Source organism: Devosia sp. MDV22-iso42 (genome assembly GCF_058629155.1).
In genome coordinates this window covers 998,526-1,019,611 of the sequence record NZ_JBZVWR010000006.1, presented here as the reverse complement: position 1 = coordinate 1,019,611, position 21,086 = coordinate 998,526, and the positions used below count along the sequence as shown (strand labels likewise).

Annotated in this window: 13 protein-coding genes; 4 read left to right on the top strand and 9 right to left on the bottom strand. The window is 65.3% G+C overall.

Annotated features, from left to right (window positions below; genetic code table 11):
• Window positions 1-70: 70 nt before the first annotated feature.
• The 4 genes from AC4NN3_RS06535 to AC4NN3_RS06520 all read left to right on the top strand — a co-directional run bounded on the left by AC4NN3_RS06535 (window position 71) and on the right by AC4NN3_RS06520 (window position 4,563).
• On the top strand, window positions 71-1,642 hold the full coding sequence (locus tag AC4NN3_RS06535; protein WP_491926265.1) for a LysM peptidoglycan-binding domain-containing protein: 1,572 nt from the start codon (window positions 71-73) through the stop codon (window positions 1,640-1,642).
• 90 nt (window positions 1,643-1,732) lie between these two features.
• Window positions 1,733-2,053 carry an ArsR/SmtB family transcription factor gene (locus AC4NN3_RS06530; RefSeq protein ID WP_491926264.1) on the top strand — a complete coding sequence of 107 codons (321 nt, stop codon included), beginning with the start codon at window positions 1,733-1,735 and terminating at the stop codon, window positions 2,051-2,053.
• Window positions 2,053-3,948: an ABCB family ABC transporter ATP-binding protein/permease gene (locus AC4NN3_RS06525; RefSeq protein WP_491926263.1), complete on the top strand. Its 1,896-nt coding sequence runs from the start codon at window positions 2,053-2,055 to the stop codon at window positions 3,946-3,948. Before AC4NN3_RS06530 ends, AC4NN3_RS06525 begins: the two co-directional genes overlap by 1 nt.
• A 33-nt stretch (window positions 3,949-3,981) precedes the next feature.
• Entirely contained in the window at window positions 3,982-4,563 is a 582-nt protein-coding gene (locus AC4NN3_RS06520; protein WP_491926262.1) for a GNAT family N-acetyltransferase, read from the top strand.
• Window positions 4,564-4,622: 59 nt separating this feature from the next.
• Here AC4NN3_RS06520 and AC4NN3_RS06515 read toward each other — a convergent pair whose 3' ends face one another.
• From AC4NN3_RS06515 to AC4NN3_RS06475, 9 genes are all read right to left on the bottom strand, one after another.
• A complete protein-coding gene (locus AC4NN3_RS06515; protein ID WP_491926261.1) occupies window positions 4,623-7,967 on the bottom strand; it encodes an efflux RND transporter permease subunit in 3,345 nt (1,114 codons plus the stop codon).
• Window positions 7,968-7,970: 3 nt separating this feature from the next.
• The gene (locus AC4NN3_RS06510) at window positions 7,971-9,188 is read right to left on the bottom strand and encodes an efflux RND transporter periplasmic adaptor subunit (RefSeq protein ID WP_491926260.1); all 1,218 of its coding nucleotides are present in this window, start codon (window positions 9,186-9,188) and stop codon (window positions 7,971-7,973) included.
• A gap of 48 nt (window positions 9,189-9,236) precedes the next feature.
• On the bottom strand, window positions 9,237-9,785 hold the full coding sequence (locus AC4NN3_RS06505; protein WP_491926259.1) for a PadR family transcriptional regulator: 549 nt from the start codon (window positions 9,783-9,785) through the stop codon (window positions 9,237-9,239).
• Between the two features lie 102 nt (window positions 9,786-9,887).
• Complete coding sequence (cysQ, locus tag AC4NN3_RS06500) at window positions 9,888-10,742, bottom strand: 3'(2'),5'-bisphosphate nucleotidase CysQ (protein WP_491926258.1); 855 nt, start codon at window positions 10,740-10,742, stop codon at window positions 9,888-9,890.
• Window positions 10,739-11,617 (bottom strand): carboxylating nicotinate-nucleotide diphosphorylase, encoded by an 879-nt coding sequence (gene nadC, locus AC4NN3_RS06495; RefSeq protein ID WP_491926257.1) that lies wholly within the window; start codon window positions 11,615-11,617, stop codon window positions 10,739-10,741. The genes cysQ and nadC overlap by 4 nt, the downstream gene beginning before the upstream one ends.
• 107 nt (window positions 11,618-11,724) lie before the next feature.
• Window positions 11,725-12,996, bottom strand: coding sequence for an AGE family epimerase/isomerase (locus AC4NN3_RS06490; RefSeq protein WP_491926256.1), 1,272 nt, complete (start codon window positions 12,994-12,996; stop codon window positions 11,725-11,727).
• Between the two features lie 196 nt (window positions 12,997-13,192).
• Window positions 13,193-14,140 (bottom strand): class 1 fructose-bisphosphatase, encoded by a 948-nt coding sequence (locus tag AC4NN3_RS06485; protein ID WP_491926255.1) that lies wholly within the window; start codon window positions 14,138-14,140, stop codon window positions 13,193-13,195.
• Window positions 14,141-14,219: 79 nt separating this feature from the next.
• The gene (locus AC4NN3_RS06480; RefSeq protein ID WP_491926254.1) at window positions 14,220-16,286 is read right to left on the bottom strand and encodes an ATP-dependent helicase; all 2,067 of its coding nucleotides are present in this window, start codon (window positions 16,284-16,286) and stop codon (window positions 14,220-14,222) included.
• 112 nt (window positions 16,287-16,398) lie between these two features.
• Window positions 16,399-21,078 (bottom strand): NAD-glutamate dehydrogenase, encoded by a 4,680-nt coding sequence (locus AC4NN3_RS06475; protein WP_491926253.1) that lies wholly within the window; start codon window positions 21,076-21,078, stop codon window positions 16,399-16,401.
• Window positions 21,079-21,086 lie beyond the last annotated feature (8 nt).

Below are 21,086 nucleotides of genomic sequence, written 5' to 3'. Positions count from 1 at the left end.
GCTACCCGCTCCCAAGCCAGCCGCGCGCAGTCCGCTGGCGCTGGCCCTTGGCGCCGCCGCAGCCACCATCGTGGTCATCCTTGGCGTGCTGGCGGGGCCTAGCGTGGTCAGCTGTTTCAGTGCCGCCGACGGCATGGGCCAGTGTCTGCAGGGCAAGATGCGCGATGCCGGCCTGCTGCCGGCCAGCGCCACCCCGACCCAGGTCGAGGCGGTCACCGCGCCGGCCGAACCCATGGCGCCAGCCGCGCCGGATGCCAGTGCCGAAGTCGCGTTGGTCGAACCCGAACTCGATATCGTTCCCAATGATGCTGCCGCCGCCGCGGCTTTGGCCGCGCCCGACAGCCTGGTCGCCGCCAGCTTTGGCCTGCTGCGCGCCGAGCCCGACGGCTCGGTGGTGATCGCCGGCAGCGGCACGCCGGGTAGCGAGATCGAAGTTTTTGCCAATGGCATTCTGCTGGGCAAGACCACCGTCGCCTCGAGCGGCGACTGGGTCTTCGTCCCTGACGTCCGCATCGCCCCTGGCGGCGCCGAGATTACCCTGGGTGAGACCGGCAAGCAGGGCTTGGCCCCCGAATCCTTCGTGGTTGCCATCAATCAGGACAAGACCAGCGAGCCGCTGGTGGTTGCAAGCACCCCCGGTGCCGCCAGCCAGGTGCTTCAGGGCCTGCCCAGTGCCGCGCCGCTGCAGACAGCCGCTGCGACGCCCACACCTGCCGCCACGGCCACACCAACCGCTGTGGCCACACCAGCACCAGCGCCAGCCGTGCCGGCCCCCGCCAAGCCCGCCCCAGTTGCCGACCAACCCGTCGCGCCGGCTGTGACCACCGCCGCGGTAGCGCCTCAGGCACCCGCTGCCCCGGCGGTCGCCCCAGCTGCGCCGCCTGAGCCCGTGACCGCGCCGGCTGCTGCCGCAGCGCCGGCACCGCAGCCGGCCGCACCGGCAGAACCCGCTGCAGCCGTCGCCGCCGCCGATCCGGCCCTTCCAGCCGCGCCAGTGGCACCGGTCGCTGCCGACGTCACCCCGCCGACCATCGACGCCGTCGAGGTCGAGGGTGACCGATCCTTCTTTGCCGGCAGCGGCGCCGACGGCACCACCATCCGGCTCTATGTCGACGACGTCTTCATCGCCGACGCAGCGGTCGAGGGCGGCCGCTGGCTGATCGAGGTCGGCAAGGTGCTCAACAAGCCCAGCCAGCGCGTGCGCGTCGATATGCTGCGCACCGGCAGCAGCGATGTCATCGCCCGCGCGGAAGTCGACTTCTCCATCGATCTGCCAGTGACCGAGGCGCCTGTTGCGGTTGCCGCGGCCGTGGCGCCACCAGTGGAAAATGCCGCGGCGCCCGCCGCTGCAGCGCCGGCCGACACCGCTCCAGCGCCGACCGAAACCGCGGACGCCGCTACCACAGCGGCAGAAGTGCCCACCATGGTGGCCGTCTCGGTCGGCAATGTCGACGACCAGCGCTTTGCCGCCGGCAAGGCCATCATTCGTCGCGGTGACAATCTCTGGACCATCGCCCGCCGCGTCTATGGCGAGGGCATCAAGTACACCACGATCTACGAGGCCAATACCGGCCAGATCCGCAATCCCGACCGGATTTATCCCGGGCAGGTGTTTAATCTGCCCGACGGCACAAGCAACTGAGTACAACATGGCCCGCCCTCCGGCGGGCCATTGATTATTCCGGCGGATAATCCCATATATCGCAATATGCCGATAAACTCAGTGCACGCCATGCAAGACGACGATATTGCCACCATCATGCGGGCGCTCGGCCACCCGGTGCGCCTCAACATCCTGCGCATCATCTCCCGGCAGGAGCGCGGGGAGTGCTGTTGCGCCGATGTGACCGATTCCCTGACCCTGGCGCAGTCCACGGTCAGCCAGCACATCAAGGTGCTGCTGGATGCCGGCCTTATCGAGCGCAAGCCGCGCGGCACCCGCAATTGCTACATCGTTCAGCATGATCGTCTGGCCGCCCTTGGCTCGGCCTATTCCGGCATGCTGGCCGGCCTGGCCCCGGCCATCCCCCAAATGGAAGCGGAACCCGCCTGATGTCATCCGACAATGCTGACAAGAAGCCGTCCGTCAACGCGGACGATGCCTCCGTTTTCGCGACCATTGCCAATCTGTGGACCTATATGTGGCCGGACGACCGGCCCGATCTGCGCCTGCGCGTGGTCCTGGCCATTGCCGCGCTGCTTCTCAGCAAGGTCGCCACCACCCTCATTCCCTTTGCCTATAAGGGCATTATCGACAGCCTCGATGGCTCGGTACCCAATGGCGCCGTGATCCTCGGCCTGGCTGTGCCTATCGTGCTGGTCATCGCCTATGTCGTCGGCAATATCGTCGATGCGGGCTTTCAGCAGCTTCGCGACGTGCTCTTTGCCAGTGTCGGCCAGAACGCCGTGCGCAAGCTCGCCCTGCGCACCTTCCATCATCTGCATCGCCTGTCGCTGCGCTTCCATCTCGCCCGCCGTACCGGCGGGCTCAGTCGCGTCATCGAGCGCGGCACCAAGGGTATCGAGACCATCGTGCGCTTCACGATGCTCAACATCCTGCCCACCATTGTCGAATTCATCATCACCGCGGTCATCTTCGTCTGGATGTTCGGCTTCAGCTATCTCGGCGTGCTGGTGGTGACGATCTGGGCCTATCTCTATTTCACGGTGAAGGCGTCCAACTGGCGCATCGCCATTCGCCGCGACATGAACGAGTCTGACACCGATGCCAATGGCAAGGCCATCGACAGCCTGCTGAACTTCGAGACGGTGAAGTATTTCGCCAATGAGAAGATGGAGGCCGACCGCTACGACGCCTCCATGGCGGGCTATGAGCGTTCCGCCATCCGCATCTGGACCTCTTTGGGCTTCCTCAACTTCGGCCAGGCACTGATTTTTTATGGCGGCTTCCTCGTCATCGCCATCATGGCCATCAACGGCGTGTTGGCCGGCAGGCTGACGCTGGGCGATTTCGTCCTGCTCAACACCTTCCTGATGCAGATCTACCGTCCGCTCAACTTCATCGGCTTCGTCTATCGCGAACTGCGCCAGGGCCTCACCGACATCGAAGAGATGTTCAAGCTGCTCGACCAGAATCCGGAAATCGAGGACAAGCCGACGGCAACGCCCCTGGTCATTACCGGCCCGGTCATCCGCTTCGACAATGTCACCTTCTCCTACGATCCCGATCGCGCCATTCTCAAAGGCGTGAGCTTTGAGGTCCCGGCCGGCAAGACCGTGGCCATTGTCGGCCCCACCGGCGCCGGGAAGTCCACCATTTCGCGGCTGCTCTACCGCTTTTACGACGTTACCGGCGGCGCCATCACCATCGACGGCCAGGATCTGCGCGACGTCACGCAGGAAAGCCTGCGCTCGGCTATCGGCATGGTCCCCCAGGACACCGTGCTGTTCAACGACACCATCGGCTACAATATCGAATATGGCCGTCCCGGCGCCTCGGCCGAGGAAGTCCGTGCGGCCGCGGCCATGGCCCAGGTCGGCCCCTTCATCGAAACCCTGCCCAAGGCCTATGACACGCCCGTCGGCGAGCGCGGCCTCAAGCTCTCCGGCGGCGAAAAGCAGCGCGTCGCCATCGCCCGCACCATCCTCAAGGCCCCGTCCATCCTCATCCTTGATGAAGCGACCTCGGCGCTCGACACCAAGACCGAGCGCGACATCCAGTCGGCCCTCGACGTGGTCTCTCAGAACCGCACCACCGTGGTCATCGCCCATCGCCTGTCCACCGTGGTCAATGCCGACGAGATCCTGGTGCTGCGCGAAGGCGTGGTCGCCGAACGCGGCAACCATCTCGACCTGCTGGCCAAGGAAGGTCTCTACGCCCAGATGTGGAACCGCCAGCGCGAGGCCACCGAGGCCGAGGAAAAACTCCTCCAGACCGCCAACGACCCCGACGGCTTCGTCAAACGCGGCCTCCCCGCCGCCGAATAGGGCGGGGGCGGGGGATACTGGTCTTTTTCTGTCATGCCGGGCAATCTGCCCGACATGACCTCATTGACCGTAACTCCCGCCGGACCGGACCAGAAGCAGACGATCGCCAATCTGATCCAGCTCTATCTGTACGACATGACCGAGTTCATGCCGTTCCCCGTGGGCGCTGATGGGCGCTTCGATTACGGCTTCCTCGCCCGCTTCTGGCAGTTTCCCTATCTGCTGCACGCCGGTGACGAGATCGCCGGCTTTGCCCTTGTGATCGACGAATGCCCGCTGACCGGCACCACGCCCTGCTGGTTCATGGCCGAATTCTTTGTACTCAAATCCTATCGGCGGCATGGAATGGGATCGCGGGCCGTGGCCGATATCGTCGAACGACACCCCGGTCGCTGGCATATCGGCGTACCCCGCGCCAACCTGCCGGCACAGGCATTCTGGACCAGGCCCTGGCGCCCAGATCATCCGCGTTGTCGGACATTACTTTCGACGGTGACGACTGGCGCCTGCACGCGTTCGGCCACTATTGATCTTCCGCGCTTTCCGGGTGCGAGGCCCTGTGCCAACCTAACGCGCCGGGCAGTGGCCGCGAGCCTGAGCCCAGGGATAGATTGACACGGCCCCAACAAAAAAAGGCCCGCATCGCTGCGGGCCTTCTTGCTTTGGAGGCAAGTCTATTCGGCGGCTTCCGGGCGGCTGACCACGGTCACGCCCTTTTCTTCCTTCTCCACCAGCCCGGCATCGGGGCTGACGATATAGCGCTTAGCGCCATCCGCATCGGCTGGGATTTCCACGGCCATGCCGTCGAACCCGGCCGGCACCGCCATGGCGGGCTGGCCACCGCGACCGGTGGTAAAGCGCACCAGGCGCATGACCTGCCCGGCCAGCCACTTGAGCTGCCCGCCCATCACCGTCGGCGCCACCACCATCACCGGCACCATGACCAGGGTCAGCGCGGTCGACACGAACAGGCCCGAGACCAGTGCCGCGCTGAGGTGGATGAACCACGAGCCGGCAATGCCGCCCACCACGATCTCGCGGCGGATGAAGTCGAACTCGATATTCATCGCCATCGGAATCACGCCCAGGCCCGTCACCATGGCCGTCAGCAGCACCGGGCGCACCCGCTGGCTGATGGTGATCAGCATGGCCTTGACCGGCTCGACATGCTCGTCGCGGTTATAGTGGTTATAGGTGTCGATCAGCACGATGCCGTTCTTCACCACGATACCCGCCAGCGCCACGATGCCGAGGCCGGTCATGATCGCCGAGAAGCTCATCCCGGTGACCAGCATGCCCAGCAACACGCCGGCCAGCGACATGATCACCGTCGAGAGCGTCACCAGCACCTGATAGAAGCTGTTATATTCGAGCAGCAGGATCAGGAAGATCAGGAACATCGCCGCGCCGAAGGCCGAGACGATGAAGGCATTGGTATCGTCCACCTGTTCGGCGGCACCGCCATAGACGATCTTGACGCTGGCTGGCCATTCCTGCTCGGCCTGCCAGGCCTTGATCTGCTCGATCTTGTCCTGGGAGGCAGAGCCCTCTTCGAGGTTGGCGGCCACCGTCATGGCATAGACGCCATTGCGGCGGGCAATATTGGCCACTTTGGGCACCGCCGTGCGGGTGATGAAGTTGCTCACCGGCACCAGGCCCTGCGCGGTCACGACCCGCAACGAATCCAGCGCGTCGAAGGTGCGCTGGCTTTCGGGCAGGCGAACGCGAATGTCGAGTTCGTCGCCGCCATCGTCCGGACGATAGCTGCCCAGCTTCACGCCAGAGGTTACCAGCTGCACATAGGGGCTTAGCTCCCGCACGCCGATGCCGTATTTGGCTGCAGCCTCGCGGTCGATGGTCACCTGCCAGTCAATGCCGGGGGCAGGGCGCCCGTCCTCGACGTCGATGGTATTGCCCAGGTCGTTCTCGATATAGTCACGCAGCTTGGCCACGGCCGGGGCCAGGTCTTCATAGACAGTGCCCTCGACGCGAAGATTGATGGCCTTGCCCGCGGGCGGGCCGTCTTCCTGCGCCGCGATCTGCACTTCCAGGCCCGAAATCGGCGCCACCCGCTCGCGGATGTTCTGGAAGATCTCGGCTGCCTTGACGCGCTCGGCATAAGGCATCAGCTGCAGGTTGAACGAACCCACGGTGTCGGGCGGCGTGCTGCCCCCCAGGCCACCGCTGCCGGTACCGCCGGCAAAGCTCATGATGACGTCCTGGATGCCTTCGACCTGCAGGATCTGGTCCTCGACCTCGATCAGCAGGTCGCGGATTTCCGCCGGCGAGTAATTGCCGCGCGTGATCACGTTAACGGTGCCGAATTCAGGCTCGGAGGCCGGGAAGGCCTCGGTGCCGGTCGGGTTCATCATATAGGCGGCAAACATCGCGATCACGATGGCAAAGCCCACGCCCAGGGTGAGCACCGGCTGATGCATCAGATGCTGCATCGTCCGCACATAGTGGCCCGTGAGCCCGCGCACCTTGTTGGGATCGAACTTGTCGGCATACATCACGACGTCGGCGGCTTCCTTTTCCTTCTCGTCCACATGGCTCGAGGCGATGAAGGCGCCGATGATGGGCATGAAGATCAGCGCTGAAACCAACGAGGCAATCATCACCACGATGACGATCGTGGGCAGGTAGCTCATGAACTTGCCGATAATGCCCGGCCAGAACAGCAGGGGCACGAAAGCGCCCAGTGTCGTGAAGGTAGCCGAAACCACCGGCACGAACATCTTGCGCGCTGCCATGATGAAGGCCTCCTTCTTGGAGACGCCCTCCTGCAGCTTGCGCTCGGCATATTCGACGACCACGATCGGGTCGTCCACCAGCACGCCCACCGCCAGCACCAGACCGAACATGATCATCATGTTGATGGTCATGCCCAGCATCTGAACGACGAGGAAGGCGATCATGAACGAGATCGGGATCGACATGCCGATCATGATGGCCGCCCGCCAGCCCAGCGTGGCAATGCAGGTGATCAGCACCAGCGCCACGGCGGTCAGCACTGCCGCTTCCAGTGACCGGAACATGCCCTTGGTCGTGTCGGCCTGGTCGATCAGGAAGCTGGTCTCGATGGCCCGCGGCCAGTCGGCCGTGAATGCCTGGGTAATGCGGCGCACTTCGTCCGACACGTCGATGACATTGGTGCCAAGGCGCTTGGACACGCCCAGCGTGATGGCCGGCTGGCCATTGACCTGGGCATATTGGGTGGCGTCTTCAAAAGTGCGCGTCACCGTGGCGACATCGCCAAAGGTCACCACCGTGTCGCCCACCGTCTTGAGCGGCAGCGAATAGACGTCCTGCGCATTCTTGATCAGGCCGGGCACTTCGACATTGAACGAACCCTGGCCGGAATCCAGCGTACCGCCGGGGACCACCATGTTGTTCTTGGCGAGCGCATCGAACAGCTGCGCCGCTGTCAGGTCATAGGCCTCGAGGCGGTTGAGGTCGATGGTGACCTCGAGCACTTCATCGCGCGATCCCGACAGGGTCACGGTCTGCACGTCCGGAATGGCTTCGAGCTCGTCCTGCAGGTCCTTGGCGCGGTTCACCAGCTCGCGCTCGGGCACCGTCCCATAGATTGCCACCGAGATGACCGGCATGTCGGTGAACGAGATTTCCGTCACCGTCGGTTCGGTGGCGTCATCGGGCAGTTCGGACGAAACGCCGTCCAGCGCCGCCCGCACGTCCGACAGGGCCTTGTCCTTGTCGGCGCTCACGTTGAATTCAAGGAATACCGAGGCATGACCGGTGGTCGAGGTGGAGGAGTAGTTCTCCAGCCCGTCGATTTCCTTGATACGGTCCTCGATCGGCTTGGCCAGCAATTGCTCGGCATCGCGCGGCGCCACGCCGGTCTGGCTGACCGACACGTAGAAATACGGGATGTCGATCGCCGGGAAGCTTTCCTTGGGCAGGGTATTGTAGGCCATGAAGCCTGCCCCGAGCAGCAGCACCATGACCGTCAGCACGACACGCGGCATCCGTAGGATGCGTTCGATGAAATCCAGCATGGCTTAGCTCGCTGTTACATTGGTGGCGTCGACCGCCTGGCCGTCGATGACATACTCCTGGCCGACGGTGATGACGTCGACCGATACTGGCAGTCCGAGAACCCACACGCCCTCGCGGGTATCGCTGGCGATCTGCACCGGCATGAAGCTGACCGCGCCATCGACCACGGCCTGTACGCCCAGCACGCCATCGGCGTTCAGGGTCAGGCTCGATTGCGGCAGCAGATGCGCCGGGGCGGAGCCCATATTCACCACGGCGGTGGCAGTGATGCCGTCGCGAATGCTGCCATTGGCATTGGGCAGTTCGATTTCCACCGGGAACGACCGTGTGGCCGAGTCGGCAGTGGCAGCGATGAACGTCACCTCGCCGTCGACCGACTGGTCGGTAATCGTGGTAATCTTGGCGGGCAGGCCCAGCTTGGCCAGGCCGATGCGCACTTCCGGCACCTGGCCGATGAACAGCATCGGGTCGAGCTGTACGATGGTCGCGCAGGGGCCACCCTGTGCCAGCATGGCGCCGGCATCGGCGATCGGCGCCTGCACCACGCCGGCAACCTTGGCCCGGATCTCGGTGCGATCGAGTTCTGCCTGGGCATTTTCGAGCGCTGCCTCGGCCGCAGTCACCCCGGCCTTGGCCGAACTCAAGGCGACCTCGACACTGCGGGCGCTATTGGCGGTTGCGATGCCCTTGCCGCGCAGTTCGGCATTGGTGTCGAAATCGGCCTGCGCCTGCTGCAAAGCGGCCTCGGCCTGCGCCATGCCGGCTTTGGCCTGGGCCACGGCAGCGGCGCGCGTGCCCTGGTCCAGCGTGCACAGCAGGTCACCTGCCGCCACATTCTGGCCCTTGGTCACATGCACGGTGTCGACAACGCCCGAAGTCTCTGCCACGGCGCTGACCGAGGCCTTGGCCTGGGTGCGGCCGCGCAGCGGCACTTCGATGCTGAAGGGCTGCGCCACATAGGTTGAGGTCCGAACCGACTGCAGCGCGGTATTGGCACCGTGTTCGGCCTCGGTGCGCTGGGCAATGGTCAGGTGGGGATCGATGGTGGTGACGCTCTCATGCTCGGCGAGCACACCGGCTTCGGCCAGCCGCGTGGCAATCGGGCCATGCTCTTCGCCCTCGATGATCGAAATGATGGGCTTTTCGCCTTCACCCGGACCATTGCCACCCATCACCAGGGTGCCCGTGGCCAGCCAGGCGCCTGTCAAAATCAGGATCACCAACGCAATACCGTAAGAAAATAATGCACGCATAGAGAAATCGCCCCTTTACTCAGCCGCGTCTTTAGCCGCTTCGGCTCGCGCTAATGTGATCAGTTCGTGCATATGGGTGCGCATGTGCTGTTCAGCAAGCGCCATAATGGCACGACCGTAATTGATGACCCAATCGTCTGCTGCATTGCAGCTACGCTTGGCCTTCGCCTCTTCGAGATGTTTGAGCTTGTCGACCCGCTCCTGCAGAAAGTCGTTGCACCGGGCTTCGACCAGCTCGCGCGGCAGAATATGGGCGAAACGGGCAAACAGCAGGAACGGGCTGCGGAACATGTCATCGCCCAGCGGCTGTGCCAGCTGCAGCGCGAATTCTTCGCGGCCCGCTTCGGTGATCGAATAGATCTTCTTGGCCGGCTTGCCGTCCTGCTGCTCGGTGCGGCTGGTGACCAGCTTGTCGTCTTCCAGCCTGGCCAGCGCCGGATAGATCGAGCCAAAGCTGGCCTCGACGAAATATGAGCACTCGCCTTCGACGCACTGGCGCCGGATCTCGTAACCGGTGGATTCGCCCTCATAGAGGACAGAAAGACACAAAGTCCTGACGTTCATGCACGCGCTCCGAGGGCATATGCCGAGCCGATATATGCTGGTTCATTATATGCCAGCCATGAATCGTGCAAGTTCTACGGGCCAGCTGTTTGCTCAGATCAGTTAAGACCAGGTTGCATGGCTCGCGCTTGAGCCCAGGATACCAGCCATTTCCATGGCCGCGCGTTGCGCCAGCGTCAGGTTGGCCGCAGCCACGAAATAGGGATTGAGAAAGCCCGGCCTGCCTGTGTCATAGCGCAGGCGTTCCCCGTCCAGGGTGACCACCGCGCCGCCGGCGGCTTCTAGCACTGCCTGGCCTGCCGCGGTATCCCATTCACAGGTGGGGGTAAAGCGGGGGTAAAGCTCGGCATCGCCGCGTGCCACCAGGCAGAATTTGAGCGACGAGCCTACCGATACATCGGCCTGGATATCGAGCGCCGCGCACAGCTGTGCCAGGGCCGCATGACCATGCGAGCGGCTGGCGACAACGCGCAGGGTCGACCCGTTCGACACGGCGATCGGCTGGGCATTCAGCGGCCGGCCCGAGGCTGTGTCGCAGCCGTAGGCGCCACGCGCGTCACCAATAAAGGCCTCGCCGCTGACCGGCGCCAGCACCACCCCCATCACGGGTACGCCATGCTCGACCAGCGCAATATTGACGGTGAACTCGCCATTGCGCTTGATGAACTCCTTGGTGCCGTCCAGCGGGTCGACCACGAAATAGCGTGTGCCCAGCGCCGGCAGAACGCCGGCCGCCACGCTTTCCTCGCCCAGCACCGGGATGCCGGTGGGCCGCAGATATTCAAGGATGATCGCCTCGGCCGCCTGGTCGGCCGCCGTCACCGGCGAGCCGTCGCTCTTGGCCACGGCGCTGATCGGCCGGGCATAGACCGCCATGATCGCCTGCGCCGCCGCGATTGCCGCCTCCAGCGCCAGCGCCGTCAGCGCCGCGTCGGTCGGCGCCTGCGCCGCTGTCACGCGGACTGCTCGATCTCGACGTCGAGCCCCAGATCGAGCGGCTGCGCCGCCATGGTGATCTGGCTGGTCGAGATATAGTCCACCCCGGTTTCGCCGATCGAGCGCACTCGCTCCAGCCGCACCCCGCCCGAGGCCTCGAGCCTGGCCCGCCCGGCATTGATCGTCACCGCCTGGCGCAGCAGGTCATTGTCCATATTGTCGAGCAGGATGACGCGGGCGCCTGCCGCCAGCGCCTCTTCCAGCTCGGCCAGGTTCTGCACCTCGATCTCGATCGCCACCAGGTGCCCGGCAAAGGCCGCCGCTGCCCGATAGGCGGCCGTGACGCTACCGGTCACGGCAATATGGTTGTCCTTGATCAGGATGGCGTCATCGAGCGCATAGCGGTGATTGGCGCCGCCGCCGCAGCGCACGGCATATTTCTCGAAGGCCCGCAGGCCCGGCGTTGTCTTGCGCGTATCGCAGATCTGCGCGCCCGTTCCGGCCACCGCGTCGACATAGGTCCGCGTCAGCGTGGCAATGCCGCTCAGGTGGTTGAGGAAGTTCAGCGCCACCCGCTCGGCCGACATCACCAGCCGGGCAGGGCCCGTCACCGTCGCCACCACGCCGCCGATTTTGATCCGGTCGCCATCGGCCACCAGCGGGGTAAACACCACCCCGTCACCGACCAGCCGGAACGCTGCCGCGGCCAGGTCGAGCCCGGCGATCACCCCGGCCTCGCGGGCCGACAGGCTGGCCGTGGCCTGCGCCGTCGGGGTCAGCGTCGCCTGGCTGGTCAGATCCCCCGCCAGCCCCAGATCTTCCGCGAGGGCGTCGGCAACGGCCCGCTCCACCAGATGGCGCGGCAATTGGGCGGGCAGACGGTCAGGACGCGACATGGAAGGGCCTCTCAGCTGTGTTGCTGATGTACGCGGGAGGCGGCGAACTGGCAACCGCTTCACCTCTCCCCGGGGGGAGAGGTCGGCACGCAGCGACGAGAGCACCTTCAGTGGTGCTGCTTGATCGTATGGTCGGCCGTGATGATCGCCGCCGTCAGGCTTCCCGTGGCCGGATAGAGCGGGATCAGGCAGGCCTGCAGTGCGTGATAGATGTCCGGCTTGCCGACGAACAGCCGGGACGTCGGCGTCAAATCCTCGGTCAGTTCGCTCATCCAGCCACCGCGCGCATGGTCGATCACGTGGTTCTCCGCATAATCCCACAGCTTGCGGTACCAGATCTGGAAATAGTCATCCCGGTCATAGGCGCTCAGGAACGCCGCCGCCCCGATCGCCTCGCTCACCGGCCACCACAGCTTCTCGCGCATGATCGGCTTGTTGTCCCAGTCCAGCGTGTAGAAAAAGCCGCCATGCTGGTGGTCCCAGCCCAGCTCGATCGACTGGCGGAACAGGTTGCGCGCCGCATCGGTCAGCCAGCTCAGCCGCTTGTCGCCCAGGATCCACAGCTGCATCAGCAGCCGCGCCCATTCCAGCCAGTGGCCGGGCGTGGTGCCAGAGGGCCGGAACATTTCATTGCCGTCGTAATGCTTGTCCAGCGTCCAGTTGGCGTCGAAATGCTCGGCCACCCGGTGTCCCAGCGGCACCGCATGCTTGGCGATGATCAGTTCGGCAATCCGCTCGGCCTTGACCAGATAGTCTCGCTCGCCAGTCGCCTCATAGGCAGCCATCAGCGCCTCGGTCATGTGCATATTGGCGTTCTGCCCGCGATAGGGCAGCAGCGTCGCCCAATCCTGGCTGTATTCGTCGCGCATCGCGCCGACGCTCTCGTCCCAGAACCGCGCATTGATCACCGCCGTGACATCCGCAATCATCTGGTCGGCCAGCGGATGGCCCACCAGCTTGGCGCTCGACGCGGCCAGCAGCACGAAGGCGTGGCCATAGGCCTGCTTGGAGCCATCAGTGACGCCATTGTCATCCAAGCCCCAGACATAGCCGCCATGCTTGGCATCGCGATGCCGGTTCCAGATATAGTCCATGCCATGGTCGAGCAGCTCGCCCGAGCCGGGGCGGCCGATCAGGCTGCCAATGGCCGCGCAATGCACCATGCGCGTGGTGACGTGGATCTGGCGCACCGCATTGTCCTCGCTCAGCGGCATGCCCTCATCGTCGAGCTCGAAGAAGCCGCCCTTGGGATTGAGCGAGGGCCCCTCGAAAAAGTCGAACAGGTTATTGGCCTGCCGCATCAGGTACTGCCGGTGAAACGGCCGGCTCGACCAGGGGCTGGAATTGGTCTTGGGCAAGGTAGTGCTGGCGTCGGTCATCATGGCTCCCGGCCGGCGAACAGGGGCCGGCACCTCAACTACAGCGAGCTATAGCGTCCCAACAAGAACGTTGCAATTTGCCCGCTGACAAATCCCGCCTCGTGTCATCGTGGCTTGTGTTCATCGTATCCCTCCCCCTGTGGGAGGGACCAAGGGGGTGGCTTAGGCGGTTATTGTGCAGGCGGGCCGCGCGGCCTCAGCCCTTCGCGTACCACGCCTCGACCCGCTTGACCTCGTCCGCCGAACCCAGCACCACCGGCACCCGCTGGTGGATCTCGCTGGGCACCACGTCGAGCACGCTCTGCTGCCCGGTGGTCGATTGCCCGCCCGCCGCCTGCACCAGCAGCGCCATCGGATTGCCCTCATAGAGCAGGCGCAGCCGCCCGCCCTTGGCCGCGTTCTCGCTGTCGAGCGGATACATGAATATTCCGCCCCGCATCAGGATGCGGTGCACATCGGCCACCATCGAGCCGATCCAGCGCATATTGTAGCGCTTGCCGGCCGGCCCGGTCTCGCCCGCCACATTCTCGGCGACATAGCCCCTAGTCGCCTTGTCCCACAGCCGCTCGCGCGCCGTGTTGATGGCATATTCCGCCGACGCCGCCGGCACGCTGAGCCTTTCGGTGGTCAGCACGAAGACGCCCCTCTCGTCCAGCGTGAACGCCGCCGCTACCGGCCCGAAGGTAATGACAAAGCTTGTTGCCGGCCCATAGGCGGCATAGCCCGCGCCCAGCTGCGCCGAGCCGGGCTGCAGCAGCCCCTTGCGCGCATCCAGGATCGAAAAGATCGTCCCCACCGTGACATTGACGTCCAGGTTCGACGAGCCGTCCAGCGGGTCGGTCGCCACCAGATAGGCGCCTTGATTCTGTAGATGAACCGGCTCGTCCAGTTCCTCGGAGATCAGCATCGAGATGTGCGGATTTTGCCCTATGTGATTCAAAACAATATCGTTTGAGATCACGTCGAGCGCCTTCTGGTCCTCCCCCTGCACATTGGTCTGCCCGGCCAGCCCGGTCTGCCCTGAAATTGCCGCCTGCCGCAGCACGCCGGCAATCTCCACGCTCGCCGTCGCCATCGTGGTCATTACCGAGGCGAGGCTCGCATCGACATTCTGGGCGGCAAGCCAGTCGGCTAGGGTGGTCATGAGCGGCTCTTTGTATGGAAGAAGGGCTGCCTCACTCTCCCCATCCCGGGCCGCGACACAATCCGACTTTGGCATGGGGTCACTTCCACATGCTCCGCATCTGCGCCGAAATATCCATCCGCACCGGCGCCGGCGACAGGCCCTCGATATGCGCCGGGCTCACCGGCGGCCACAATATATCCTCGAACAGCCCCACCATGGCGCGCGGAATGAACCGGCTGCGCTGCGCATAAAGGTGCCGGTCGCCATGCTTGGCCTGCTGCGTCACGAAGAAGCGCTGCGGCACGATCAGGTTGAGCTCGTCGCGCGCCCGCGTCATCGCCACATAAAGCAGCCGCCGCTCTTCCTCCAGCTCATGGGCCGAGCCGGTGCCAAGGTCCGACGGCATGCAGCCATCCACTACATTGAGCACATGCACCGCCTTCCATTCCTGCCCCTTGGCCGAATGGATGGTCGACAAGATGAGATAGTCCTCATCCAGCAGCGGCACCCCGGCCTGGTCGCTGGTGGCGTCGGGCGGGTCCAGTGTCAGCTCGGTCAGAAACCGCTCGCGGCTCGGATAGCCCCCGGCAATCTGCTCGAGTTGGAGAATGTCCTGCACCCGCACCATGGCATCGTCATAGGCCTGCTCCAGCAGCGGCTCATACCAGAGCCGCGCATAGCCCAGCTCGGTCGGCCAGCCGGCATCGCGCCGCGCCAGCCGCCCCATCAGCTCAACCAGCCCGCCCCAGCTCTCGCCGGCCCGTGGCGGCACCGGGATTTCCCCCAGCGCCCAGATCGGGTCCGGCCCGCTGGCCATGGCGTCCAGCACCCGCCCGGCCGTGCCCGGCCCGACCCCGGGCAGCAATTGCAGCACGCGAAAGCCCGCCACCCGGTCACGCGGGTTTTCCGCCCAGCGCAGAATGGCCAGCAGATCCTTGATATGGGCGGCGTCGAGAAATTTGAGCCCGCCGAATTTGACAAACGGGATATTGCGCCGCGTCAGCTCGATTTCGAGCGGCCCGGCATGGCTAGAGGTCCGGAACAGCACCGCCTGGCTCTTGAGCGTCATGCCGGCCTCGCGCGCCTCCAGCACCTTGTGCACCACATAGCGCGCCTGGTCGGCCTCGTCGCGCACCGTCACCAGCAGCGGCTTGGCGTCCGACTGCCGCTCGGTCCACAGGTTCTTGGTGAAACGCTCTTGGGCCAGCTCGATCACCGCATTGGCCGCACTCAGTATCGGCTGCGTCGAACGGTAATTGCGGTCCAGCGTCACGATCGCCGCCGGCGGCGTGAAGGCGTCAGGAAAACCGAGAATATTGCGCACCGTCGCCGCCCGGAACGAGTAGATCGATTGCGCATCGTCGCCCACCACCGTCAGCCCGTGCCCCTGCGGTCGCAGCGCCAGCAGCACCGAGGACTGCAGCCTGTTGGTGTCCTGATATTCATCCACCAGCACATGGTCGAACCGCGCCGCCACCTCGGCCGCCATGGCCGGTTCTGCCATCATACCGGCCCAGTAGAGCAGCAGGTCGTCGTAATCGAGCACGTTCTGGGCCTGCTTGGCCGCGACATAGCCGCTGAACAGTTCGCGCAATTGCGGGCCCCACATGGCGCACCAGGGAAAGCTGGCCTTGAGCACCGCATCCAGCTCGTCCTGCGCATTGACCACCCGCGAATAGATGGCCAGGCACGTCCCCTTGGTGGGAAACCGGCTCTTGGCCTCGGAAAACTTGAGCTCGTGCCGCACCAGATTCATCAGGTCGGCCGAATCCTCGCGGTCATGGATGGTAAAGGCCGGGTCGAGCCCGATCTGCATGGAATGCTCGCGCAGCAGCCGCGCCCCAATGCCGTGGAACGTCCCCGCCCAGCTCAGCGCGTCGGTTACGGTCCCGGCGCTGGTACCCAGCACCTGGCCCGCAATGCGCTCCACCCGCCGGCTCATCTCGCCGGCCGCCCGCCGCGAAAACGTCATCAGCAGGATGCGCCGCGGATCGGCACCGCCGACGATCAGATGCGCCACCCGATGCGCCAGCGTATTGGTCTTGCCCGAGCCGGCCCCGGCAATCACCAGCAGCGGACCCGGCGCGGCTTCGCCCGTGCCGTGCTCGACGGCGCGGCGCTGCTGCGGGTTGAGCGCGTCAAGATAATGGGGGCTGGCAAGCACGAATCGATACCTTTGGGTTGCCGGTCCAAAAGAGTCTATTCTGCTTTTGTTCGCAAGCCGTGAAGGTCCAGACCGGCCCCGCCCCGGCATGATGGGGCAGGGCGAGTCCGGGCTATTCCTGCGCCAGATCGGCCATCAATCCGGCAGCCACCGTCAGCCGCGACACCGTCAGCGAGCCCTGCGTCAGCTCGGCCACCGCCGCGGCCGTCCGCGCGATCCCCGCCGCGTTGCGTTCCTGCCAGTCAGCCAGCTTGGCGGTCACCGTGCTGCCCGCGGCCTTGAGCACATCGGCCGTCAGGTCGCGCTGCGCCCGCATCAGGTTGGCCAGCGCCCGGTCCAGCGCCATGCGGTCGAACCGGTCGTTGAGCAGCAGCGCCCGGCTCTGGGCGATCACCGGCCACAGCCGGAACGCTTCGAACACGCCGAAAAACGCCGCCGCGCCATCGCCCACCGCAACGCCGGCCCGCTCGCTCACCAGCACGATATCGCTGGCATAGCCCAGCACCGGCAGCTCGGCGATGCGCTCCGCCATGGTCTCTGGCACGCCTTTGTCCACCAGCGCCTGCGCCATTGCCGAAACGCCTTCAACCAGCGAGGCGGGCAGGGTATGCGCAATCATTGCGCGCAGCGCGGCCACGCCCGCGCTATGCCGGGCCACCAGCGCGCCCAGCCCCTGCGTTACATCGGCATTGCGCAGGAACCACAGGCTCTCCTGCCGCAGTAGCGCCATCACCTCGGCATAAAGCCCCAGCTGCACCGCGCCATCCACCGCCGTATCCAGCGCGTCGATCGCGGCATTGAGGTCGGTCAGCCCATAGGCATCACGCGTGGCGGCATAGGCCAGCGCCACTTCCCCCGGGCTGGCGCTGGTCGCGGCCGTCAGCTCGCTGACAAAGGCCGGGCCGCCGCGATTGATCATGGCATTGGCCAGCACGGTGGCGATGACTTCGCGCTTCAGCCGGTGCCGCGTCACCGCCTCGGGATAGACCCGGTGCAGGGTGTCGGGGAAATAGCGATAGAGCTCGCCGGCCAGATAGGCGTCGTCCATCTCGTGCCCGTCCAGCAGGTCGGCATAGAGCACCAGCTTGGCATAGGCCAGGATCACCGCCAGCTCGGGCCGTGCCAGCCCCTTGCCGGTCGCCGCCCGCGCGTCCAGCACGGTCTCGCTGGGCAGGAATTCCACCGCCCGGTCCAGCAAGCCGCGCGCTTCGAGCCCCGCGATCAGCTCGCGATGGTCGGGCAGTTCGGCCAGGCCCGCCCGCTCGGCCAGCGATAGCGCCAGCCCCTGCAGGTAGTTGTTGCGCAGGCAGAGCGCGGCGACCTCTTCGGTCATGGTGACGAGAAAAGCGTTTCGCCTCTCATAATCCAGCGTTCCGTCGGCCAGCAGCGGCGCCACCGCGATCTTGATATTGACCTCAAGATCGCTCGAATTCACCCCGGCCGAATTGTCGATGGCGTCGGTATTGATGCGCCCGCCCTTGAGTGCATAGTCGACGCGCCCGCGCTGGGTGACTCCCAGATTGGCGCCTTCGCCGACCACCTTGGAGCGCACGTCCGTGCCGGTGATGCGGATGCCGTCATTGGCCCGGTCGCCGACCTCGGCATTGGTTTCCAGCGCCGAGCGGATATAGGTGCCGATGCCGCCGAACCACAACAGGTCCACATCGGCCTTGAGGATCGCCGTCATCACCGCGCTCGGCGTGGCATGATCCACCGTCAGGCCCAGCAGGGTCCTGATTTCTGGCGATAGCGGGATAGATTTGAGGCTGCGTGAAAACACCCCGCCGCCGCGCGAGATCAGCGCCGTATTGTAATCCTGCCAGCTCGAGCGGGGCAGGGCGAATAGCCGCTGCCGTTCCGCCAGGCTCGTCGCCGGGTCCGGCATCGGATCGATGAAGATGTCGCGATGGTCGAAGGCTGCCACCAGCAGCGTCTGCGGGCTCAGCAGCATGCCATTGCCGAACACGTCCCCGCTCATGTCGCCCACGCCGGCCACGGTGAACGGCTCGCTCTGAATATCGCGGTCCATTTCGCGGAAGTGGCGCTTTACCGCCTCCCAGCCGCCGCGGGCGGTAATGCCCATCTTCTTGTGGTCATAGCCGGCCGACCCGCCCGACGCGAAGGCGTCGCCCAGCCAGTAGCCCCGGCTGGTGGCAATGCCATTGGCTGTGTCCGAGAATGTCGCCGTGCCCTTGTCGGCGGCCACCACCAGATAGGGGTCGTCGCCATCGCGTCGCACCACATCGGCCGGCGGCGCCACCTTGCCCTCGACCAGGTTGTCGGTGACGTCGAGTAGCGCGCCGACAAAAATCTTGTAGCTGGCCACGCCCTCGGCCTGGAAGGCCTCGCGCGGCATCCCCGCCACCAGGCGCTTGGGCACGAAGCCGCCCTTGGCGCCGACCGGCACGATCACGGCATTCTTCACCTGCTGCGCCTTGACCAGGCCCAGCACCTCTGTGCGGAAATCCTCCGGCCGGTCCGACCAGCGCAGCCCGCCGCGGGCAATGGCGCCGAAGCGCATATGGATGCCTTCGACCCGCGGCGAATAGACCGAGATTTCCCGATAGGGCCGCGGCGCCACCATGCCGTCCACCTTGGCGCTGTCGAACTTGATCGCCAGCGCCGGCGGGCGATTGCCTTCGGCATCGCGCTGGAAGGCATTGCTGCGCACCGCTGCTTCCATCAGGTTGAGGTAGCGGCGCACAATGGTGTCCTCGTCCAGCGAGGTCATGGCCTCCAGTGCCGCCTCGATCTCTGCCCGGGCCGCATCGGCCTTGGCTGCGCGGTCGCTCTCGGCCGGATCGTACAGCGCGTTGAACAGGGCCACCAGCCCTTCGGCCGCCGCCGGCTGGTTCACCAGCACCTGGGCGATATAGCGCTGCGAATAGGAAATCCCGATCTGTCGCAGATAGCGCGACAGCGCCCGCAGCAATGCGGCATCGTTCCAGCTGAGCGCCGTGCGGCTGACCAGCGTGTTGAGCTGGTCGCTCTCGGCCAGCCCGTCCCATACGGCCAGCAGCCCGTCTTCTACGGCCTTGCCATTGGTCGCAATGTCAAAAAAACTGCCATCGGCCGTCGCCAGCACCATGTCATGCAGATAGCGCGTCACCCCGTCGCGCGGATCGATCGTATAGGTGCGCTCGTCGATCACCCGAAAGCCGAAGACCTCGATCATCGGCACGCGGTCGCTCAGCGGAATGGCCTGCTCGCGGTGGTAGAATTTGAGCCCCAGTGCCCCGTCGCCGCCGACCCGGTCGCGCAGCTTGATGGCGACCCTGCCGCTGTCGCCCAGTTCCCGCAGGACGGCGATGTCGCCATGCGCGATCTCGGCCGTATTGCGCGATTGATACGCCGCCGAAAACGCCATGCGATAGTCGCTGATCGCGGCGGGATCCGCCGCCGTGGCCATCAGCAGGTCGCCGAAATTGCTGGTCAGGGCATCGACCCGCGCTTCCAGTTCACCGCGGCTGGGCTGGGGCGTCTTGCCGCCGATCCGGCCGATGATCGTGTGCACCCGCACCAGTTCTCCCTCGGGGAAATGCGGGTAAAACGCCGAGACGCGGCCATCATAGACCTCGGCCAGATAGGCGGTGATGCGCTCGCGCGCCGCCCCGTCATAGCGGTCGCGCGGCACATAGACGAGCACCGAGACGAAATTGTCGAACCGGTCGATGCGCGGCAGCACCCGCACGCGCGGCCGGTCATAGAGCGCGGCTATTGCGGTGGCGAATTCGAACAACTGATCGACGCCGATCTGGAACAGCTCGTCGCGTGGATAGCTGTCCAGCGCGCTCAGCAGGGCGCGGCCATCATGGCCGATCGGATCGACGCCCGATTTGCGCATCACTTCGGCAATCTTGCGCCTGATGATCGGCACGTCCGTATGCGGCGTTGCCAGCGCCTGCGCTGTGAACAGGCCAACAATGCGCAGCTCGCCCACGGCCTGGTCGGCCGCGTCATAGATCTTGATGCCCACATAATCCATGTGCTGGCGGCGGTGCACCCGCGCCCGCACATTGGCCTTGGTCACCAGCAGCGGCTCGGCCGAAGCGATGAAGGCGGCGTGCTGGGGCGTGGATTCCACAAAGGTCGGCCCGCTGCGCAGGACCTTGACGTCCGGATCGGTCAGAATGCCCAGTCCGCTGCCGGCCACCGGCACCAGGGCGTCGCCATCAATGGCGTATTCCCGCATCCCGAGAAACGTAAAGTTGTGCTCCGCCAGCCAGTCGAGGAAGCGCAGCGACTCATCGACTTGGCCCGCTTTGAGCTTGCCCAGATTTTCAATCTTGCGGCGCAGCCGTTCCAGCATGGGTTGCCAGTCGCGCACTGCCTTGGCGACCTCGCCCATGGTAGTCTCGATTTCCGCCACCAGCGCTGGCACGTCGCTGACCGGGTCGCTGTGGATATGCAGCACGCTGAGCGCCTGTCCATTGGCCTGCCGCACCACCGGATGGGCAAACAGCCGCACCGTGCCGCCGGCGGCCCGCAGCGCGGCCAGCGCGCTGTCGACGATGAAGGGCATGTCGGGCGAGACAATGTCGAGCACCAACGGATCGCCGGGCTGGGCCGGCTGCGTCACGCTCAGCCGGCTGCCCGCGCCGTCATAGGCCAGCAAATGCGCATAGGATTGCCGCAGGATGGTCTCGAACCTGTCCGGCGCCTGCCGCGACAGGTCCTCGCTGTCGGTGGCCAGCACGGCCGCCCGGAAGAATTGCGCAAAGCCGGCGTCCTCGCTCGCCAGCGCGGCAGCGCGTTCCAGCAGGACAGGGCGATTGGCTAGTACCACATTCATCCGGCGAC

Excerpts from the sequence above, each read along its gene's own strand:
- AC4NN3_RS06530 (WP_491926264.1), top strand. The coding sequence starts at position 1,733 with ATGCAAGACGACGATATTGCCACCATCATGCGGGCGCTCGGCCACCCG.
- AC4NN3_RS06525 (WP_491926263.1), top strand. The coding sequence starts at position 2,053 with ATGTCATCCGACAATGCTGACAAGAAGCCGTCCGTCAACGCGGACGAT.
- AC4NN3_RS06520 (WP_491926262.1), top strand. The coding sequence starts at position 3,982 with ATGCCGGGCAATCTGCCCGACATGACCTCATTGACCGTAACTCCCGCC.
- AC4NN3_RS06515 (WP_491926261.1), bottom strand. The coding sequence starts at position 7,967 with ATGCTGGATTTCATCGAACGCATCCTACGGATGCCGCGTGTCGTGCTG.
- AC4NN3_RS06505 (WP_491926259.1), bottom strand. The coding sequence starts at position 9,785 with ATGAACGTCAGGACTTTGTGTCTTTCTGTCCTCTATGAGGGCGAATCC.
- nadC (WP_491926257.1), bottom strand. The coding sequence starts at position 11,617 with ATGTCGCGTCCTGACCGTCTGCCCGCCCAATTGCCGCGCCATCTGGTG.
- AC4NN3_RS06490 (WP_491926256.1), bottom strand. The coding sequence starts at position 12,996 with ATGACCGACGCCAGCACTACCTTGCCCAAGACCAATTCCAGCCCCTGG.
- AC4NN3_RS06485 (WP_491926255.1), bottom strand. The coding sequence starts at position 14,140 with ATGACCACCCTAGCCGACTGGCTTGCCGCCCAGAATGTCGATGCGAGC.
- AC4NN3_RS06475 (WP_491926253.1), bottom strand. The coding sequence starts at position 21,078 with ATGAATGTGGTACTAGCCAATCGCCCTGTCCTGCTGGAACGCGCTGCC.